Consider the following 14,738-nt stretch of genomic DNA (forward strand, 5'->3'; position numbering starts at 1 on the left):
AGCGCCCCGGATAAAGATCGTGAACGGGGGATGCGGAGATCTCTTTAGGGCAGCCCATCATCCCCGCTTCGCGGCGATGTAGTTAGCTTCGCTAACTAATGAAATCGCTGCTTGACCTCGGTAAACTCTTGACAGGGGTAAGTGATTGGGAACGCGTTCCAGGGGATCAATCACTGGCCGGCTACTTGTTGCCGGCCCGGGCCCGCGAGGCGTGGTGGCACCCTCACGGACCCGGGGCGCCTCCGCCCCGCTCAGAGGCGGTTCACCGGTTGAGCATTACCTATTCTAAGCCAATTGCATCTGATTAATGCAATCACTAGGATGCATATATCTCATTCGTTAGGTGCGATGAGATAGCGAAGATCTTTTCTGGAGACCCGCTCCCGGATCTCTCCCAGCGCCGCCCGGGGGCGGGTCGATCTTTGCCCGGAGAACGCCGCGCAACGGCGCCTGGACGCTGAAGCCGGGTCAGGCGGATCGTTCTCCGGCCGGCCCATCCCAGTCCTGTGGCGCCGCCGGGACACCATGAGCGGCAACGGCCAGGCGGCCGAGCCAGCTCGGCTCCGGAGCGCCGCGGTAGAGCAGCGGCGGCCGCGGTCCGCCGGCGCCGCGGCCGCCGGTGACATCTGACCGCCGCGGAGGCCTTCGTGGCGGCCCGCGCCGACTGGATGCCGCGTCCGGCCGGGCTCGAGCCGAGCCAGGAAGTCATGCAGCCATCGCTGCTTCACGTCTCACGCCCCGGCCAGGCGCAACCTTTGGAGCGCGGGCACGCTCACGATCGAACACCCCAAACTCATGAATCACATGAATTGCATGTACCGCTCAGAAGGCGGGGCACGTCACCGTGCGTCACCCTCCGGTGCTTCTATGCCAAGCGCCTGCCGGTGACCCAAGGCCGGAAAACCAGTGGTTGCGGCCTACCTCTCTCGCCGCGGCTCGACCGGGTCGACGCCCGCGCGCCAAGCCGACGCCGCCGGCGAACTGCCCCCCATGCCGCCGGGCGGCGTACCGCCCGGCTGACACCACGACCAGGCACGGCACCCCCGTCATCGGGCCGCCGATCTCCACCGACAGAGGCCTTCGGCAGACCTGAACCCGGAGGTTGCCTGAGCCGTCCCGAGGAGCTCCCATCCCGGGCCCTGGGCCGGCTCCTGTTCACGGTCAGCCTGAGGCCCGTCGAGGTTACGCACCGTGACGCCGGCTCGCCGGTGAGGAGAGCGTGGCCGGAGAACCGGTTGTGCCGTCGGCTGCTGCGGTACCTCGAGCGTGCTCGAGACCGCTGGCGAGCCCTGGCGCCGTACGACCGCGCACCGCGGCGAGTCTTCTCCCCCAGCGCCGTGGGGTGCGACACCGAATCGTCTCTGCAGGACTCCCGCGGCGCCGAGCTCACCGGCGACGGGGCCGGCCCCTTTGCATGCCGGTCGGCTTCGCGCACCGCGTGCTCGAAGGAACCTGCCGAAGCCGCACACCCCTCGGGGACGTGACACCTGAGCCGGGCAGCACGGGGATGCGCTGGGATGCCACCCGCGCGAGCTGCACCGGCCCTTACCAGCTCCGTGGCCCGATGCCTTCAAGGCGGGCGAATTTTCCCCGGAATGAGGGAGTATTGACCCCATCAGCTATAGATGTATTCTAATATTAAATACGTCACTGGGAGGACGGACGTGAGCCTGCTGTACTACTTCGCCATCGGGTGCCTTCTCGCCGCCTTTGTGATCTACGCGCTCGCTTGCGCCTACGGGCTGTACCAGGTCGCCAAGATCGTCCTCGCCCTGCTCATCACCCTCGCGGTCGCGGTCAGCACCCGGCTGCGTCGGATCGCACACGCGGCGCTGCGGCGGCCACCCGCCGAGGCCGCCGGGCGGCCGCTGGAGTGGGCGGTCCTGTACACCGACACGAACGGCCAGATCGTCCGCCACCGGCACCGCCGAAACCGCAGCGACCGCGACCTGGCCGAGGCCCACGCCCGGCACCTGCTCGCCTGGCAGGCCCAGACCGGCATCACCCCGGACGCGTCCCTCATCGCCTGCCCCAGCCCCAACCCCCTCGACTGGTACCGGGACCCCGCCTGGGCCCGCGAGTTCCCCCAGGCCGCCCGCATCACGACCTGACCTTCGGAGACGCCCATGCTGGTGACCTGGACCACCAACGGAGCCGAGCAGACCGGCACGGTCGACGGCCTCGACACCGACCGTGCCGTGTTCCGCCTGTACCCCAACCCCGACCCCGGCCCAGCCTGGCGGCTGGACACCACCGCGCCCGCCTCCGACGACGACGAGGAAACCCCCGAGGAACCCCGCGACGAACCCCCGCTGCGCCACAACGACGCCGACTACCTCCGCGTCATCGCAGAGGACAAGGCGCGCGACTTCCTGCTCCGCCAGCCCGCCCCGGACCCGGTCACCACCATCAAGATCTTCGACAAGGTCCTGGCCGACCACGTCGACAACGGCGGCTACGGCGACGCCGACTACCTCCTGCAGCACCTCAGCGACCTGGCCGCCTCGGCACTGGCGCGCATCCGGCAGGAGGAGGAAGCCGAGCGCCGCCAGGTGCTGCCGCATTACGGCCCCGACGGCGAGCTGTACGGCCCCGACGGCCGCCCGCTGTAACTCCCCGTACCGCACAGACCAGACTCTCGAGGACAACTCCACGCATGCGCACCCACGCCGCCGCTCAGCTCATCGGCGACCGCAGCCACCAGTGCGACGCCACCGCCACCTACACCCACGGCGCCACCCGCGCCTACGCCCTGCTCGACGGCATCGGCAGCAGCGACGCCGTCCGCGTCTGGACCCACACCACCGCCCGCCGGCTGGCCCGCGCGGCCGCCATACGCGACAGCGCCGAAGCGGGCCTGCGCGCCGTGCACGCCGTGGCCGCCGCCGAGCGCGCCCGCCGAAGAACACCATCCGCCGTGGCGGTCGTCGCCGTCGCCGCCCCCGGCCAGCGCCTGCAGATCGCCTGGTGCGGCGACGCACGCGCCTACCTGCTCACCGGCGACCGGCTGTGGCGCCTGACCAAGGACCACAACAAGCGCCAGGTCCTCATCGACCTCGGTCGCACGCCCGACCCCTACGACCGCAACACCGTCACCTCCTACCTCGGCGACACGTGCGACGAGCCCCAGATCGGCACCTGCACGGTCCCGCAGCGCGGGCGACTCCTGCTGGCCTCCGACGGCGCCTACGAGCCCCTGGAAGACGCCGGCGAGGACCTCGCCGACTACCTGGCCGGCTCCCCGCGCCGGGCCGCCCGCACCCTCACCGCCGCCGCGATCGAGTTCGCCCCCAGCCACGCCGACAACGCCACCACCCTGGTCGCCGACCTCGGCGCGCCGGGCCGGTGAGGCCCCGGCGCGGCCACATCCGCGGGACGGACGAGCCGCTCACCGGAAAGCCCTCCCCGGCCGCTTGAAGTCCCCCTACGCTGCCCACAGTCCCCGGCCACTCCCAGGAGCACCCATGTCCGAACCGACGCCGCTGATGGTTCCCCTGCTCGTCACCATCAAGACCGCCGCTCCACTGCGCCGCGCGCAGGAACAGGCCCTCATCGAGCGCCTGGCCGCCGCGGCCGCCCGCGTCGAGGCCGGCGAGCGGCCCGTGATGCCCATCTTCCACGTCTTCGACGATCACCCCGGCCACTACCCGCTCGCCCTCTTCGTCCACGCCCCCGACCTCCTCCCACCAGGCCGCAGTAAAGCGATGGACGAACTCGTGCACCACGTGCTGGACCGCATCACGACCGAAGCCGGCACCGGCGCCGCGCCAGTCGAGCTCGAGGTCGCCACCCTCAGCCAGGACGAGGTGCTCACCGCAGGCAACACCGCCGACCGCCTCTACAGCCCCAGCGAGTGGACCGACCGCCGCGCCGAAGCCGACGAGCTCAAGCACCTGGTCGACGGCCCACCCTCAGCACCGCAAGGCATCACGGCCGACGCCCTGTATGCAGCCCTGACCGCGCTCGGCCGCGCGCCCATCCTGCCCGACGCCCCAGCCGACCCCGACCACCCCCGGCTGCTCGGCGTGCTCCTGGCCGCTGTGGAACAAGAGATCTTCCTGCGGGTGGCCGACGGGCCCGGCATCGTCGCCGACATCCATCACGGATACATCGCCCAACTCGGCGGCGACCGCGACGGCGGCACCCAGCTCCTGGCCGTCCTGGCCGCCCGCATCTCCCTGCTGACGATGCTCATCGACGGCAACTACGGCGGCCCCGACAACGCCGGGCCGATCCTCACCAGCGCCGGCAAAGCCGCCAACGCGACCGCCGGACTGCTCCGGCTCACCACCGCCAGCAGACTCGGCCTCCACGACGACGGCACCCTGCGGCAGATGCTCCGCGACGTCAAGAAAGACCTCCAGGCAGCCCGGCAGGCCTACGAAGACGCACTGAGGCACCTGCGCAAGGCCGGCGCCAACATATGACCGGAGCAGAACATGGCCGAGCGCGCGCACGACAGCGAGATCACCGCATCGGCGCTGGCCATGGGCCTGCACGAGCTGGCCACCACCTACCCGGCCGACGACGAACTCGCCGTGGCGTCACTGACGATCGAGCACGACACCGGCGGACGCCACACGGCCCACCTCCAGGCCACGCAGCTGGACAAGAGGACGACAAGAGAAGGGGCAGCTCGGGCAGGTTCGTCAGGCGGCCCCGGGCATCCGCGTGGTACGCCAGACGCTGGGCCATACGCCAGGCGCACGACCCGGACGACACCCCCGCCCGGGTGATGGCGACCACGCTCGGGGAGCTGGTGGCGAACCTGCCGGGCGCCGAGCACGGGCAGCCCACCATCGTGCCGACCCGGACCCTCACGGCCTCGAGACCGGCGACGATGAAGGTGTGGACCCGCCGCCGGCCCCCGCCGAGCTGGTCAGCAAGGCCCTGGCGCTGGCGACCCTGTACGCGACCCGCGACCTGCACGCGGAGGAAGGAGAGAACCGCATGACGACCGACGACCGCACCCCCGGCCAGGAGCCGGACCTGGAGGCATTCAGGAGGGAAGTCGCCCGGATGGACGCGCCCCAAAGGACGGCGATGCTAGCAGCGGTGGACGAGCTGGTCGCCGCGATCGGGACGCGCGATGGTGATGCCGGCGTGGCGGCCGTCCGCCGGATCCAGGCCCTGAACCCCGAGGCGGGCAAGGCCGTCCTTGACCACCTGGCCGACGAAGGACTCAGGCGCATGGCCGGCGGGAGCGACGATCGGTGAAGGGCCGCATCGCGATCGCCATGCGCCTGAAAGCAGGTGCCACTGCTGAGGACATCGCTTCAGCCTTCACCATGGCCGCGATCGACCTGGCGCCCGAACTGGGCGACGAGGCCGGATGACGAGTACAGCCGCTGCGGCCGACCACGAGCGGACCGGTGGGCTGAGGTGAGCGGGGCCCGGCTGCTCCACCTCGTCATAAACGAGACGGCGACCTGCCACAACGCACACCCCGACGGCGACAACAGGTGCGCCCCCTGCACGGGCCGGCCAGGCCAGGGCCGGCTGACGACCACACGCCCCAACAGGCCTCGAGCGGCCCGCCGGTGACTACGGCCGTGCGGGAAGAACGCCGCGCGGCGACCTCGCAGGCTGGTACATACGAGCCGCCCTCGACGCCGGCACCGAGCGCCTGCCGGGGACCTCGGTGCCGAGGCCTGCACGCCCCTGAGCCCGAGCCGCAGACGGGCTACCCGAGCTCCCGCCGGCGCCGCCGGTGAGCCCGGGCCACGCTCGGACACCCCCTCTTCTGCTCGAAGGCCAGGCCTCACCGACGGCTCGTCATGACCGGCCCTCGCCGAAGCCGTACGTCGAAGCCGCCCTCCAGGCGAGTGCCGATCAGCGAGCCCTTCGGCTCTGCCGACCCGCACCCGCGCGAACCGCGCCGCTGACGGCGCGTAGCGCCGTGCCCTGTGCCAGGCCAGCTGCCGTTTCATCCTCGCAGCCGACGCCGCGCACGAGGTAAGAGAAACCCCCCTTCCGCGCTATTAGATGCAATTCATGTAATAGATAGAATGCATGCAATTACCTCGCATGGCAGGGACGATCATTGCCCGGCGATGCGGTTCAACGGCCTCCCGCTCACGGCCTGCCCCATCGTTCGCTTTCGCCCTGCGCCCCGATGGGGCGGGCCTTCCCCCTTTCACGATCACATTGGAGCAGAACCATGGCCTACGCCTGCACCACCAGTGACCAGAACACCCTGGACGGCGCGATGAGCTACAGCGCCGAGATGGTCGCCAAGTGGAGCACGATCGCGCGGAACGAGCTGCAGCAGGAGACGGACGCCGACGCCGACTAGCCCCTTACCTGGGACGACGGGGCGCCCGAGGATCCCTCGGACGCCCCGTCGCGCTGTTCAGAGCAGGACTCCACCCGGTCGGCTCAAGCGCACCACCAGTCAGAGCCTGATCGACCGATCAGGGCCAGCCCACACGACCTGCCCAGCGCGATTCCCATTCCCGCAGCACGGCCGAACCGGCCGACCTTCCCACAGGAAACCCTCGCCGCTATCCAGCGCCCTTGCTTGCCCCTGCCACTCGCCCCGGCTTTGACCCGCGGATGCCGGTTCACCGGCAGGTGCCAGCACCGCGGCCAGGATCAGGGAGACTCGGCACCCCCTTCACCCCCGCATCCACCTGCCGGCTGGGGCCGGCGCCTCGTGTGTGGACCGCGCAACCACAGAAGGCGCTGCCTTCGTCCTGCTCAATCCGATCCCTCGAGGGACTGCCACGGCCACAGATCGGCCCCCGGACGGAACCCGTCCGGGGGCCGCATCCCGTGCCCCCGTGCGCGGAATCGGGGGCCGGGCGGTCAGCGTGCCGTGGAACTGGAGGCGTCGACCAGCGTGACACCCCAGTACCTGCCGAACCAGCACTGCCCCAAGGCCGGCACTCCCTCGCCCAGCCGGCACTCCAGCCGAGTTACCTGAGCGGCCGCGGCGGCCGCGGCGGCCGCGGACGCGGGCCCGGTGGTGGTGGACGGGGTGACGGAGAAGAGAATCGAGGCCGCGCTCGTGACGGCGAGGATCGGGGAAGTGCGTGGCCGGCTCATCGGCGAACTCCTGAAGGGGGAAGGGGTCATGAAGATCTGAGGTCGTCCCCCGCTCTCCGAGAGGGTGGGGAAGCTGCCCGGCTGTCCGCCGAGACGCTCTCCAAGAGCGGAGGACGACTGCGATCGTGGCGGCCGGGTGTTGCGCCGCCCGTGACCCACCAGCAGCACGGCCCCCTGGGAGAGGAGGAGCCATGCGCCGTCACCCCTCGACCCGGGTCACGAGACAAACGGACCAACGAGACGCAGCCCGACCGCCACCCCGAAATCATATGAGTCAGATCTATTGCATGTAACTAGCGCGCTCGCCTGCTCCGGCTTACCGGCCGGACCGCGCGGCGAGGCCCCCTGGGCGCGCGAGGACGCCGCCCAGGGGGCGGCTCGTACGACTGCGCAAATAAGCGCGAATCGGGGCATTGACGCCATCCGCGACTGATGTATTTTAGTATTTAAATCTGGTGAGAAGAGACGAGGAGCACCTCATGCGCGCAGCGGCAGCCATCGAGGCGACGACCCGGCACCTGAAGGACCACTTCGACTCCGACGTGGCCGACGCCATCATCGGCGACGACGAGGTCTACACCCGCGCCGCCACCCGCCTGGGCCACCTCGTCGACAGCGACACCACCCTGGCCGGCATCATCGCCGACATCGCCCACAGCACCGACGACGGCACCGCCGACTGGCTCGCCACCGAGGCCGACAGCCCCGGCGCCTGGTTCTTCAAGCAGATCAACGACCGGACCTGACACCCCTACCACCTGTTGGCCCAACGACCTGGACCGTGATCCATGAGCATGACGCCACCCGAGGCCAGTGAGGTTCGTTTCGCGAACGGCCACATGATTTGCCCGGCCTGCGGCGCCCACAATCGCATCGCCGAGCGGACGCTGCTGGTGTTCTCCCACCCCACCCGCCTCACGAAAGATGGGGCGGTCCTGGTGTATGGGCAAGCTGACAGCCAGCACGTCGCGACAACTCCCGCGGGCTACACCTGCACCGCCTGCGACCGCCCCGTCGCCCTGCCGGGCAACACCGTCGTACGTCGACTGTGAGTCCCCGGCCCCGCGGCACCACACGCGGCGCCGGCTCACCGGCGGCGGTCGACCAGCTGGAGGACCTCCACCGCGGCCGCGCGACCGAACGAGCCAAACAGGTCACCCGTCGAGGCCCCGACCACCTGGTCGCCCTGCTCCCCTGCCGGCTCGCTGGGCGCCGCGGCCGCCGGTGAGCCGGCGCCCTCGAGGAGCACAACCTCTACTCGACGAAAGGCACCGGCCGATGTACCTCAGCGGCTCGGACCCACAGCATCACCGCCGCCCTCCACGTGTGGAATAGCCCGACGTGGGAGCAGACCTCGGCGGGCGCCGAGCCCGAGCCCAGGACCTGGGCCGCCCGCCGAGCGCGGCCCGGAGCTACCCGGCCGCGCGTGCCTGTATCGCACGGCCCGGTGGCTGCTCCTGCGACGCCCCGTTCTGCGCACCGTTCCTCGCGGTGGCGCTGTCTGCCTCAACCGTGCCGTGCACCTGCCACATCGCCGTGAGCACCGCCTGCGCCTTGGCAGGCGGCATCTCGCTGATGATGCCGGCCGCGACATGCTGGGGCAGGCTGGCGAGCAGGGTCGCGGCCACGCCAGGCGGCAACTCGGCGACGATGCCGGCGGTCGGCCCCGCGTCCTGCTGCTCCGACAGCATGAACACATTGCCGACCCGGCGGCGCCGGGTCAAGTCCGGGCGTATCCGGTTGTACTCAGCCCGCGTCCATGCCTCCCGCCAGACCTGGCGTTCGCCTCCCAGACCGTCCGGTCCGACCAAGGTGGTCACCACTTGCATGAACACCTCGTAGCTGGGACGCCGGCCGCTGAACAGGTTGCCGAGCGTGCTGACCGGGACCCTCGTGTGCCGGGACAGATCACGCAGGCTCGGATTGCCCACCGCGATCCTCAGGACCCGCAGCTGGTAGAGCAGGTCGTCGAAGGTCTGGATCGTCTCCGGCCGTGGCACGCACGCTTCCGGGTCGGCCAGGTCCACCTCGACCGGCCGCAACCGGCCATCGCGGACCGGCAGGCCGGTGTCGGTGTGCGTGGGCACCACGACATCGGCCTGCCCGAGCTTGCGCCGCAGCCGGCCAACCGACCGCTGTGTCTGCAGCCAGTCTTCGTGCCAGGCCTTCACCTCGGCGTCGTCGGCGCCACACGCACGGACAAACGCCTCGGTCACCACCCAGCTCGGCAGCTTCTTGCCCGCGCACGCCTCGGCCAGCACCGCGTGCGAGCAGAACGCCTTCTGCTTCATGGCGCGGAAGGTCAGCGCGGGGACGACCTCGTCCATCCGGTCCCGCAGCCGCTGGGCGAACTGGCCGATGGGGCCGTCATCGAGGATCGGCTTGCGTTTGTTTCCCATCGCGGCCCCCTCTCAGGCCTGCCGCCGGTGAGCCAGCCGGCGCAGCCATGACAGCACGCCGAGTGCCGCCGCGCTCAACGCGCCCGGAACCCCGAGGGCCACGGGCAGGGGCTGGCCGTTGGCGACCAGCACCACGACCAGGGCCGAGAACATCCCGAAGATGATCAAGAAGCTGACGAACCACCACCACGGCAGCTTCTCCACGGGCGTGGAGGCGCCCGTGGACGCGTGCGCCGCAGCCTCGGGACTGGGCTGCTGCGGGACGGGCTGCCCGGTCGCGCTGACCGGCGCCTTCTCCGGTGGCGCGACCGGCTCGAGGACAGCGCCGCTACCGCCGGCCGGACCGCCTTCGGCCGGACTGTCCTCCTCGTCCTCGCCCGCGGGCTGGTCGGCCGCGGGCGAGGACGGGTGCACGTCCACCGTCGGACGGGGGGTACGGGACTCATGCATAGCGACCTCACTTCGTCGGGGGAACCGCGTATTGGTCTGGAGCTCCGGGTCATCGCGCGTCCCCTAGCCGTGGGGATTGCCCGCGCGCGCCCGTTCCCTCCATCGTGCCCGGCTTGCCCCTACACGCGCCCTGCGTACCTGTCGGTGCTTTGTCAGCCGGCCAGCCCCCGCCGTCCAACCGCCGGCGCGATTGTCCGCTGTTCACGCGACAAGGCCTGACAATCCCCGCTCCGGCCCTGGTCAACGCCACCCTGTCGCCGAGCGGCCGACAGCGTCCGGCTTCGTCCCACTTTCCTCTCCAACACTCTTCTGGGAGGCAGGGTGGATCCACGAGCTCCGTCGGGGCTCAAATTAACGGCTCACTTCTCCTTTGGTCTGGAGCGTGCGCCCCAACCCTTATCAGGCTCTGTTAGCCGCACAGCCTGACGATTCGGGACGAGGAAACCCGCCCCCACCACCCGGGGCTCCACGGGCACCCTCATCCTCCAGCTCCACGCAAGGACGGAGACCGACGACCACGCCGGCACCTCCCCTGACGGCAGCTGCCTCACCCGGGGACCCTCTGCGCGGTCGTCGGTCCGAATCGACACCCAATGCAAAAGGCCCCTTCTGGAAATCTCGGAAGAAGAAAAGATTTCCCGCACCCCATAAATTGAGGGCTTTAAAAATCATTTCCCCTGCGGTCGGCGGCCTCGGCCGGGATCCTCACAGCCTCACCACGACGGCAGCCCGCCTCGACGCTCCCGCACGCCAGCACCCCGCCGGTGAGCCGGCCAGCCCGGCCGCCGCAGGCCCGCTCCGGAGCGCCCTCGACCAACCTCCGCTCACAGACGTCTATCCCCAGGGGTGACAGCCCCCCATGGTCCGGTTCGGCCCACAGACAGCCTCGCTGCCGGCGCTTTTCAACGAGCTCGAGGTTGGTGTGCTCCTCGAGGGCACGCTGGCCCACAGGCGAGCCGGCCGCTGAACCTATCTTCAAGGCCGACAAGGACGAGGCCGGGCATCGTGACACCGGAGGTTGCACCGCGACGGTCGCGGAGGCGCCGAAACCCCGGCTCCGGCCCCGCCTGCGACACCGCACCACGGCGCCGGCTCACCGGCGTCGGTCGACCAGCTGCAGGATCTCCACCTCCGCGGCCGCGCAACCGGCCGAGTCAAACAGGTCACCCGTCGAGCCCTGACCACCTCGTAGCGCTGCTTCCCTGCAGGACCGCCGGCGCCGAGGCTGCCGGTGAGCCGACTCCCTCGAGGAGCACACCAACCTCGAGCTCGTCGCAAGGCACTAACCGACGGTGCACGCTGTGGCACGCCGACGTCATAGGCACACGCCCCCGGCAGTACCTGGCGGCGCGCTCGCGCGGCGGGCGCAAATGTGCCACATCACCTCGGACCACGGCATTGACACCGCCATCTATTGATGTATTTTAATATCAAATTGGAGTATAACCCTTCTTCCACATGCTGAAAGGACGCGGATCGTGACCACCATCACCGCAGCCGCTCCCGACACCACGCAGACCACCAGCCCGTTGACGCCGTTCGACGTCTTCGACATCGCCGAGGCGATCCGCAACGCCGTCGCCTGGAACTGCACCAGCCTGAACGCCCGCGATCGCCAGGCCCTCGCGCTGCTCACCTACGCGCCCAGGCTGCGCGGCATCACCCGCATGCTCGCCGCCAAGCTCGCCAACGAGACCGCGACGCTGCCGATGTCGGACGCGCTGGCCATGCACTTGTTGCACGTCAACGGCGACGACACCCTGCCGGACCCGAGCGACGCCGAGGGCGAAGCGTGGCTGAACGCCCGCCATGCCAAGGCCGTCCGCCACGCCGCCATCGGCACGGTGACCGACGACGACGAACTGACGTTCCGCAGCATCCAGATCATCTGCGACCTGTCGGATGAGGAGAGGACCGCCATCAGCAACGCGCTGTACGAGCCGGACAGCTTCAACGCCGGCCACGCGTCCACGCTGCACTCCCTCGCCGACAAGATGCTCGACGAAGCGCACAACAAGGCCCCCCACCTGGCCCACCTGCTCACCTGCACGGCCGAACCTCAGCAGCAGCTGACCGCGTTCGACGTCCTCGACATCACCGACGCGCTGCGAAACGTCACCACCGCCGACTGCACCAGGCTCACCGCACAGGATCGGCAAGCTCTCGCACTCCTCAGCTCCTGGGCCGCGACGCCGCCCGCGTCCCGCGTCCTGCTGTCATGGCTGGCCGACCCCAACCGGATCGACGTCACCTTGCCGCTGCAGCGCGACACGGCCGCCCACCTGCTCACCCTGATCGACCTGCTGCCCGAGGTATCCGAGCAGGACGTCGACACCTGGCTGGCTGCCCGACACGCCGACACGCCGTGCGTGATCGACCGCATCGTCACCGCACTCGCGACCGACGCCGCCACCCGCATCCACACGCCCGCCGGCCACACCCTGTACGGAGCCCTGCAGACAGTGCTCCGGATCGGACGGCCAGAGGTGCCACTGGACCTGATCCCAGGCACCGCCCGCCACGAGATCGACACCGCGCTCGCCGACCTCGACCTCGACGCCGACGAGCTCCTGGCCGAGCCGCAACCGGTGCACCCCACACCGGACCCGGTCCAGGCGCTGCTCGACACGATCGCCACCTACGCCGCCGAATTCTCCGGCGACAACGGCGGCAACCACCTCATGACGGTGCTGTCGGCCGCGCTCATCGCCGCCAACGACAAGGTCTCCCCGCAAGAGGCCGTCCAGCTGGCCCGATCGCACGAATGGGACCACCGGATCAAGACGGCCGGGCAACAGCGGGACGCGATGGTGGAACGGATCCGCCGCGACCACCTCACCGCCATCGACAACCAGCCGCACCACGACCCCAACCAAGACACCCACGAAGACACCACCGAACAGCCCGACCTGGACGCCGAGCACTGCGGAACCACGTCTGGCACCTGATGACCGCTCACTCCCCCACGCTGACCATCGACGATCACCTCGTTCGGACCTCCGCCAGCGCCGGCGTGGCCGCCGGCTCACCGGCGGCCGCGGCGCCCGGCAGGGGGACTCGAGGCAGACCGCGGCGGCGAGGATCAGCCCGGCACCGGCTCACCGACGTCGGCTCCCCCCGCCGACGGCGTCGCCCCGAGCTCGGCAGGCTCACCCGGCGCCGCCGGCCACCTGGTCACGTCCCCAATACCTGGGCAGCAGCCCACAACCATCCCGGGCCCGACCGACCGCGCCGAACAGGCCGCCATTCAGGCAGAGCTAGACGCCCCCGTGCCTGGACCTGGCGCACACCCACGACCCGCGGCTTGAGGCTGAAGCCCGCCTCGATGCGGCCGGCCTCAGGTTCCGCGAGCCCGGCTTCCGTGAAAGGAAATGAAGCCATGGATGACCTGACCCCCGAAGAGGCCGAGCTGATCGAGGCTGTCCAGGCCAGCGTCGCGGACCAAGTCGCGGCAGTGGATCGCTATGAGGAGGCCGTTCAACACCTGGAGGCGGTCCTCGACCTCGCCCCCGAGCCTGCCCGATCGGGCAGACCCAGACAGTAAGCCCACCGAACCCGGAGATCACCATGTGCGTCCAGTGCGAGCAGTACGACCTTGCGATGGAACATCTCGCCGAGACCGAGACCAGCACCCTAGGGCTCACGATCGGCGACGTCGTTGACCTCGGTCAGGAACTTCAAGAGCGCAGGCACCTAGGTTCGAGTAGCTGACAGTTCCAATCTCTGACGGTCGGCCCCCGGAGCATCGCCGAGCCGCGCTCCAATCCCCGGGGCCACCCGCCACCGGTCCCAGACCGCCGCATCCGCGCCGCCCCCGGCCGCCAACAAACCGCCGCGGCGCCGGCTCACCGGCGGCCGCCGGCGCCAGCTGCAGCAACCCAACCCAGGATCGCGTCGCCAACGCCGCCGAGGGCCCGCGGACGAGCACCACCCCACGCCGGCCAGCCGCAGAGCGTCGGCGCCTTTCGGGCGTACGCTGCTCTGCATCGCTGGTGCGGCGCCGGACAAGGCCCCGTTCCCATAAGCGTTCTCCCAGATCAACTGCCGGACTCCGGTGCCGAGCTCCTGGCGAGCGAGGCCTGCGCGGCCGCCCGTGTCGCTTCACGCCGGGTCGCCTGGAACATCGCGTGCCGCCTCCGAGTGCCGGCGTACCGCGGCCGCCGGTGAACCGGCGCCCGCGGGAGATCCTCGAGCATCCCGTGCCTCCCGACGCCAAGGCCGCCCCGTGGTCCCTCAATCGTCTGGCGCCCCGGCCCTGACCGCCGCCGTACAACAGGCAGCGCCCGGCAGCACCATCCAGGCACGCCAAGACCCCACACCCACAGCACAGCAGGCGCAAACTCACCACCCCAGTGAGGGCGCCCTGCGCCTCCGCGGGCCGCCGGCGTTTGAACCCGGCCCCACGCAGGCCACCCGCCAGGCGCCGAGAAGCCCCGGCAGGCACCGGCTCACCAGCCGCCGCACCGAGCGTCGGTCGCAGGACCACCACCAGGCAACCCCGGACCACGCCCGAGCCGGCCATGACAAGGACACCACCGAGAGCCCGCTCCCCCTGCCGAGCACGCCCCTCGCCCACACCACCCGATGTCACCCGCACCGGCCCACTCGCCGACCGCCGAAGAGGCAGCCGACCGGCCGCTGCAGCCAGGCCGGCCAGAGCCATACTCCGGTCCCTCGGACCACCGGCCACCGGTCCATCTACGCAGTGATCCAGCGATCCGGCCCAGGGCAGCGCCGCCTGGACGCCGCAGTCGCCGGTGAGCCGGCGCCGAGCAAAGAGGAAACCACCGCGTGCCGGCGCGCTCGACGAGGACGTCGCCTGCGCACCGGCGCACGCTCGCG

16 protein-coding genes are annotated in these 14,738 nt (G+C 70.4%); 12 read left to right on the forward strand and 4 right to left on the reverse strand.

What is annotated here, in order from left to right; translation table 11 throughout:
• The first annotated feature begins 1,664 nt into the window (after nt 1-1,664).
• From OHA25_RS59835 to OHA25_RS59870, 8 genes are all read left to right on the forward strand, one after another.
• Complete coding sequence (locus tag OHA25_RS59835; RefSeq protein ID WP_327591246.1) at nt 1,665-2,111, forward strand: hypothetical protein; 447 nt, start codon at nt 1,665-1,667, stop codon at nt 2,109-2,111.
• A gap of 15 nt (nt 2,112-2,126) precedes the next feature.
• Nucleotides 2,127-2,612, forward strand: coding sequence for a hypothetical protein (locus OHA25_RS59840; protein ID WP_327591247.1), 486 nt, complete (start codon nt 2,127-2,129; stop codon nt 2,610-2,612).
• Nucleotides 2,613-2,656: 44 nt separating this feature from the next.
• The gene (locus OHA25_RS59845) at nt 2,657-3,349 is read left to right on the forward strand and encodes a PP2C family protein-serine/threonine phosphatase (protein ID WP_327591248.1); all 693 of its coding nucleotides are present in this window, start codon (nt 2,657-2,659) and stop codon (nt 3,347-3,349) included.
• Between the two features lie 115 nt (nt 3,350-3,464).
• On the forward strand, nt 3,465-4,427 hold the full coding sequence (locus OHA25_RS59850; protein ID WP_327591249.1) for a hypothetical protein: 963 nt from the start codon (nt 3,465-3,467) through the stop codon (nt 4,425-4,427).
• 12 nt (nt 4,428-4,439) lie between these two features.
• Nucleotides 4,440-4,736: a hypothetical protein gene (locus OHA25_RS59855; RefSeq protein WP_327591250.1), complete on the forward strand. Its 297-nt coding sequence runs from the start codon at nt 4,440-4,442 to the stop codon at nt 4,734-4,736.
• 112 nt (nt 4,737-4,848) lie between these two features.
• On the forward strand, nt 4,849-5,217 hold the full coding sequence (locus OHA25_RS59860; RefSeq protein WP_327591251.1) for a hypothetical protein: 369 nt from the start codon (nt 4,849-4,851) through the stop codon (nt 5,215-5,217).
• Nucleotides 5,214-5,336: a hypothetical protein gene (locus OHA25_RS59865; RefSeq protein ID WP_327591252.1), complete on the forward strand. Its 123-nt coding sequence runs from the start codon at nt 5,214-5,216 to the stop codon at nt 5,334-5,336. Before OHA25_RS59860 ends, OHA25_RS59865 begins: the two co-directional genes overlap by 4 nt.
• Nucleotides 5,337-6,160: 824 nt before the next feature.
• Complete coding sequence (locus OHA25_RS59870; RefSeq protein ID WP_327591253.1) at nt 6,161-6,295, forward strand: hypothetical protein; 135 nt, start codon at nt 6,161-6,163, stop codon at nt 6,293-6,295.
• A gap of 512 nt (nt 6,296-6,807) precedes the next feature.
• Here the strand turns inward: OHA25_RS59870 and OHA25_RS59875 are convergent.
• A complete protein-coding gene (locus OHA25_RS59875) occupies nt 6,808-7,047 on the reverse strand; it encodes a hypothetical protein (protein WP_327591254.1) in 240 nt (79 codons plus the stop codon).
• A 479-nt stretch (nt 7,048-7,526) separates the two neighbouring features.
• Between OHA25_RS59875 and OHA25_RS59880 the strand changes: the two genes are divergently transcribed.
• Complete coding sequence (locus OHA25_RS59880; protein WP_327591255.1) at nt 7,527-7,793, forward strand: hypothetical protein; 267 nt, start codon at nt 7,527-7,529, stop codon at nt 7,791-7,793.
• Between the two features lie 42 nt (nt 7,794-7,835).
• Nucleotides 7,836-8,099, forward strand: a complete 264-nt coding sequence (locus OHA25_RS59885) for a hypothetical protein (RefSeq protein WP_327591256.1) — start codon at nt 7,836-7,838, stop codon at nt 8,097-8,099.
• Nucleotides 8,100-8,134: 35 nt separating this feature from the next.
• Here the strand turns inward: OHA25_RS59885 and OHA25_RS59890 are convergent, their stop codons facing one another.
• From OHA25_RS59890 to OHA25_RS59900, 3 genes are all read right to left on the reverse strand, one after another.
• The gene (locus tag OHA25_RS59890) at nt 8,135-8,296 is read right to left on the reverse strand and encodes a hypothetical protein (RefSeq protein WP_327591257.1); all 162 of its coding nucleotides are present in this window, start codon (nt 8,294-8,296) and stop codon (nt 8,135-8,137) included.
• Nucleotides 8,297-8,459: 163 nt separating this feature from the next.
• Entirely contained in the window at nt 8,460-9,446 is a 987-nt protein-coding gene (locus OHA25_RS59895; protein WP_327591258.1) for a helix-turn-helix domain-containing protein, read from the reverse strand.
• Between the two features lie 12 nt (nt 9,447-9,458).
• A complete protein-coding gene (locus tag OHA25_RS59900; RefSeq protein WP_327591259.1) occupies nt 9,459-9,896 on the reverse strand; it encodes a hypothetical protein in 438 nt (145 codons plus the stop codon).
• 1,478 nt (nt 9,897-11,374) lie between these two features.
• Here OHA25_RS59900 and OHA25_RS59905 point away from each other — a divergent pair.
• Together OHA25_RS59905 and OHA25_RS59910 are read left to right on the forward strand one after the other, a co-directional pair.
• Nucleotides 11,375-12,844, forward strand: coding sequence for a hypothetical protein (locus tag OHA25_RS59905; protein WP_327591260.1), 1,470 nt, complete (start codon nt 11,375-11,377; stop codon nt 12,842-12,844).
• Between the two features lie 431 nt (nt 12,845-13,275).
• Nucleotides 13,276-13,440 (forward strand): hypothetical protein, encoded by a 165-nt coding sequence (locus OHA25_RS59910; RefSeq protein ID WP_327591261.1) that lies wholly within the window; start codon nt 13,276-13,278, stop codon nt 13,438-13,440.
• The last annotated feature ends 1,298 nt before the right edge of the window (nt 13,441-14,738 follow it).

It is taken from the genome of Nonomuraea sp. NBC_00507, from assembly GCF_036013525.1.
Lineage (GTDB): Bacteria > Actinomycetota > Actinomycetes > Streptosporangiales > Streptosporangiaceae > Nonomuraea.

Excerpts from the sequence above, each read along its gene's own strand:
- OHA25_RS59885 (WP_327591256.1), top strand. The coding sequence starts at position 7,836 with ATGAGCATGACGCCACCCGAGGCCAGTGAGGTTCGTTTCGCGAACGGC.
- OHA25_RS59845 (WP_327591248.1), top strand. The coding sequence starts at position 2,657 with ATGCGCACCCACGCCGCCGCTCAGCTCATCGGCGACCGCAGCCACCAG.
- OHA25_RS59840 (WP_327591247.1), top strand. The coding sequence starts at position 2,127 with ATGCTGGTGACCTGGACCACCAACGGAGCCGAGCAGACCGGCACGGTC.
- OHA25_RS59880 (WP_327591255.1), top strand. The coding sequence starts at position 7,527 with ATGCGCGCAGCGGCAGCCATCGAGGCGACGACCCGGCACCTGAAGGAC.
- OHA25_RS59900 (WP_327591259.1), bottom strand. The coding sequence starts at position 9,896 with ATGCATGAGTCCCGTACCCCCCGTCCGACGGTGGACGTGCACCCGTCC.
- OHA25_RS59895 (WP_327591258.1), bottom strand. The coding sequence starts at position 9,446 with ATGGGAAACAAACGCAAGCCGATCCTCGATGACGGCCCCATCGGCCAG.
- OHA25_RS59855 (WP_327591250.1), top strand. The coding sequence starts at position 4,440 with ATGGCCGAGCGCGCGCACGACAGCGAGATCACCGCATCGGCGCTGGCC.
- OHA25_RS59850 (WP_327591249.1), top strand. The coding sequence starts at position 3,465 with ATGTCCGAACCGACGCCGCTGATGGTTCCCCTGCTCGTCACCATCAAG.
- OHA25_RS59910 (WP_327591261.1), top strand. The coding sequence starts at position 13,276 with ATGGATGACCTGACCCCCGAAGAGGCCGAGCTGATCGAGGCTGTCCAG.
- OHA25_RS59875 (WP_327591254.1), bottom strand. The coding sequence starts at position 7,047 with ATGAGCCGGCCACGCACTTCCCCGATCCTCGCCGTCACGAGCGCGGCC.
- OHA25_RS59870 (WP_327591253.1), top strand. The coding sequence starts at position 6,161 with ATGGCCTACGCCTGCACCACCAGTGACCAGAACACCCTGGACGGCGCG.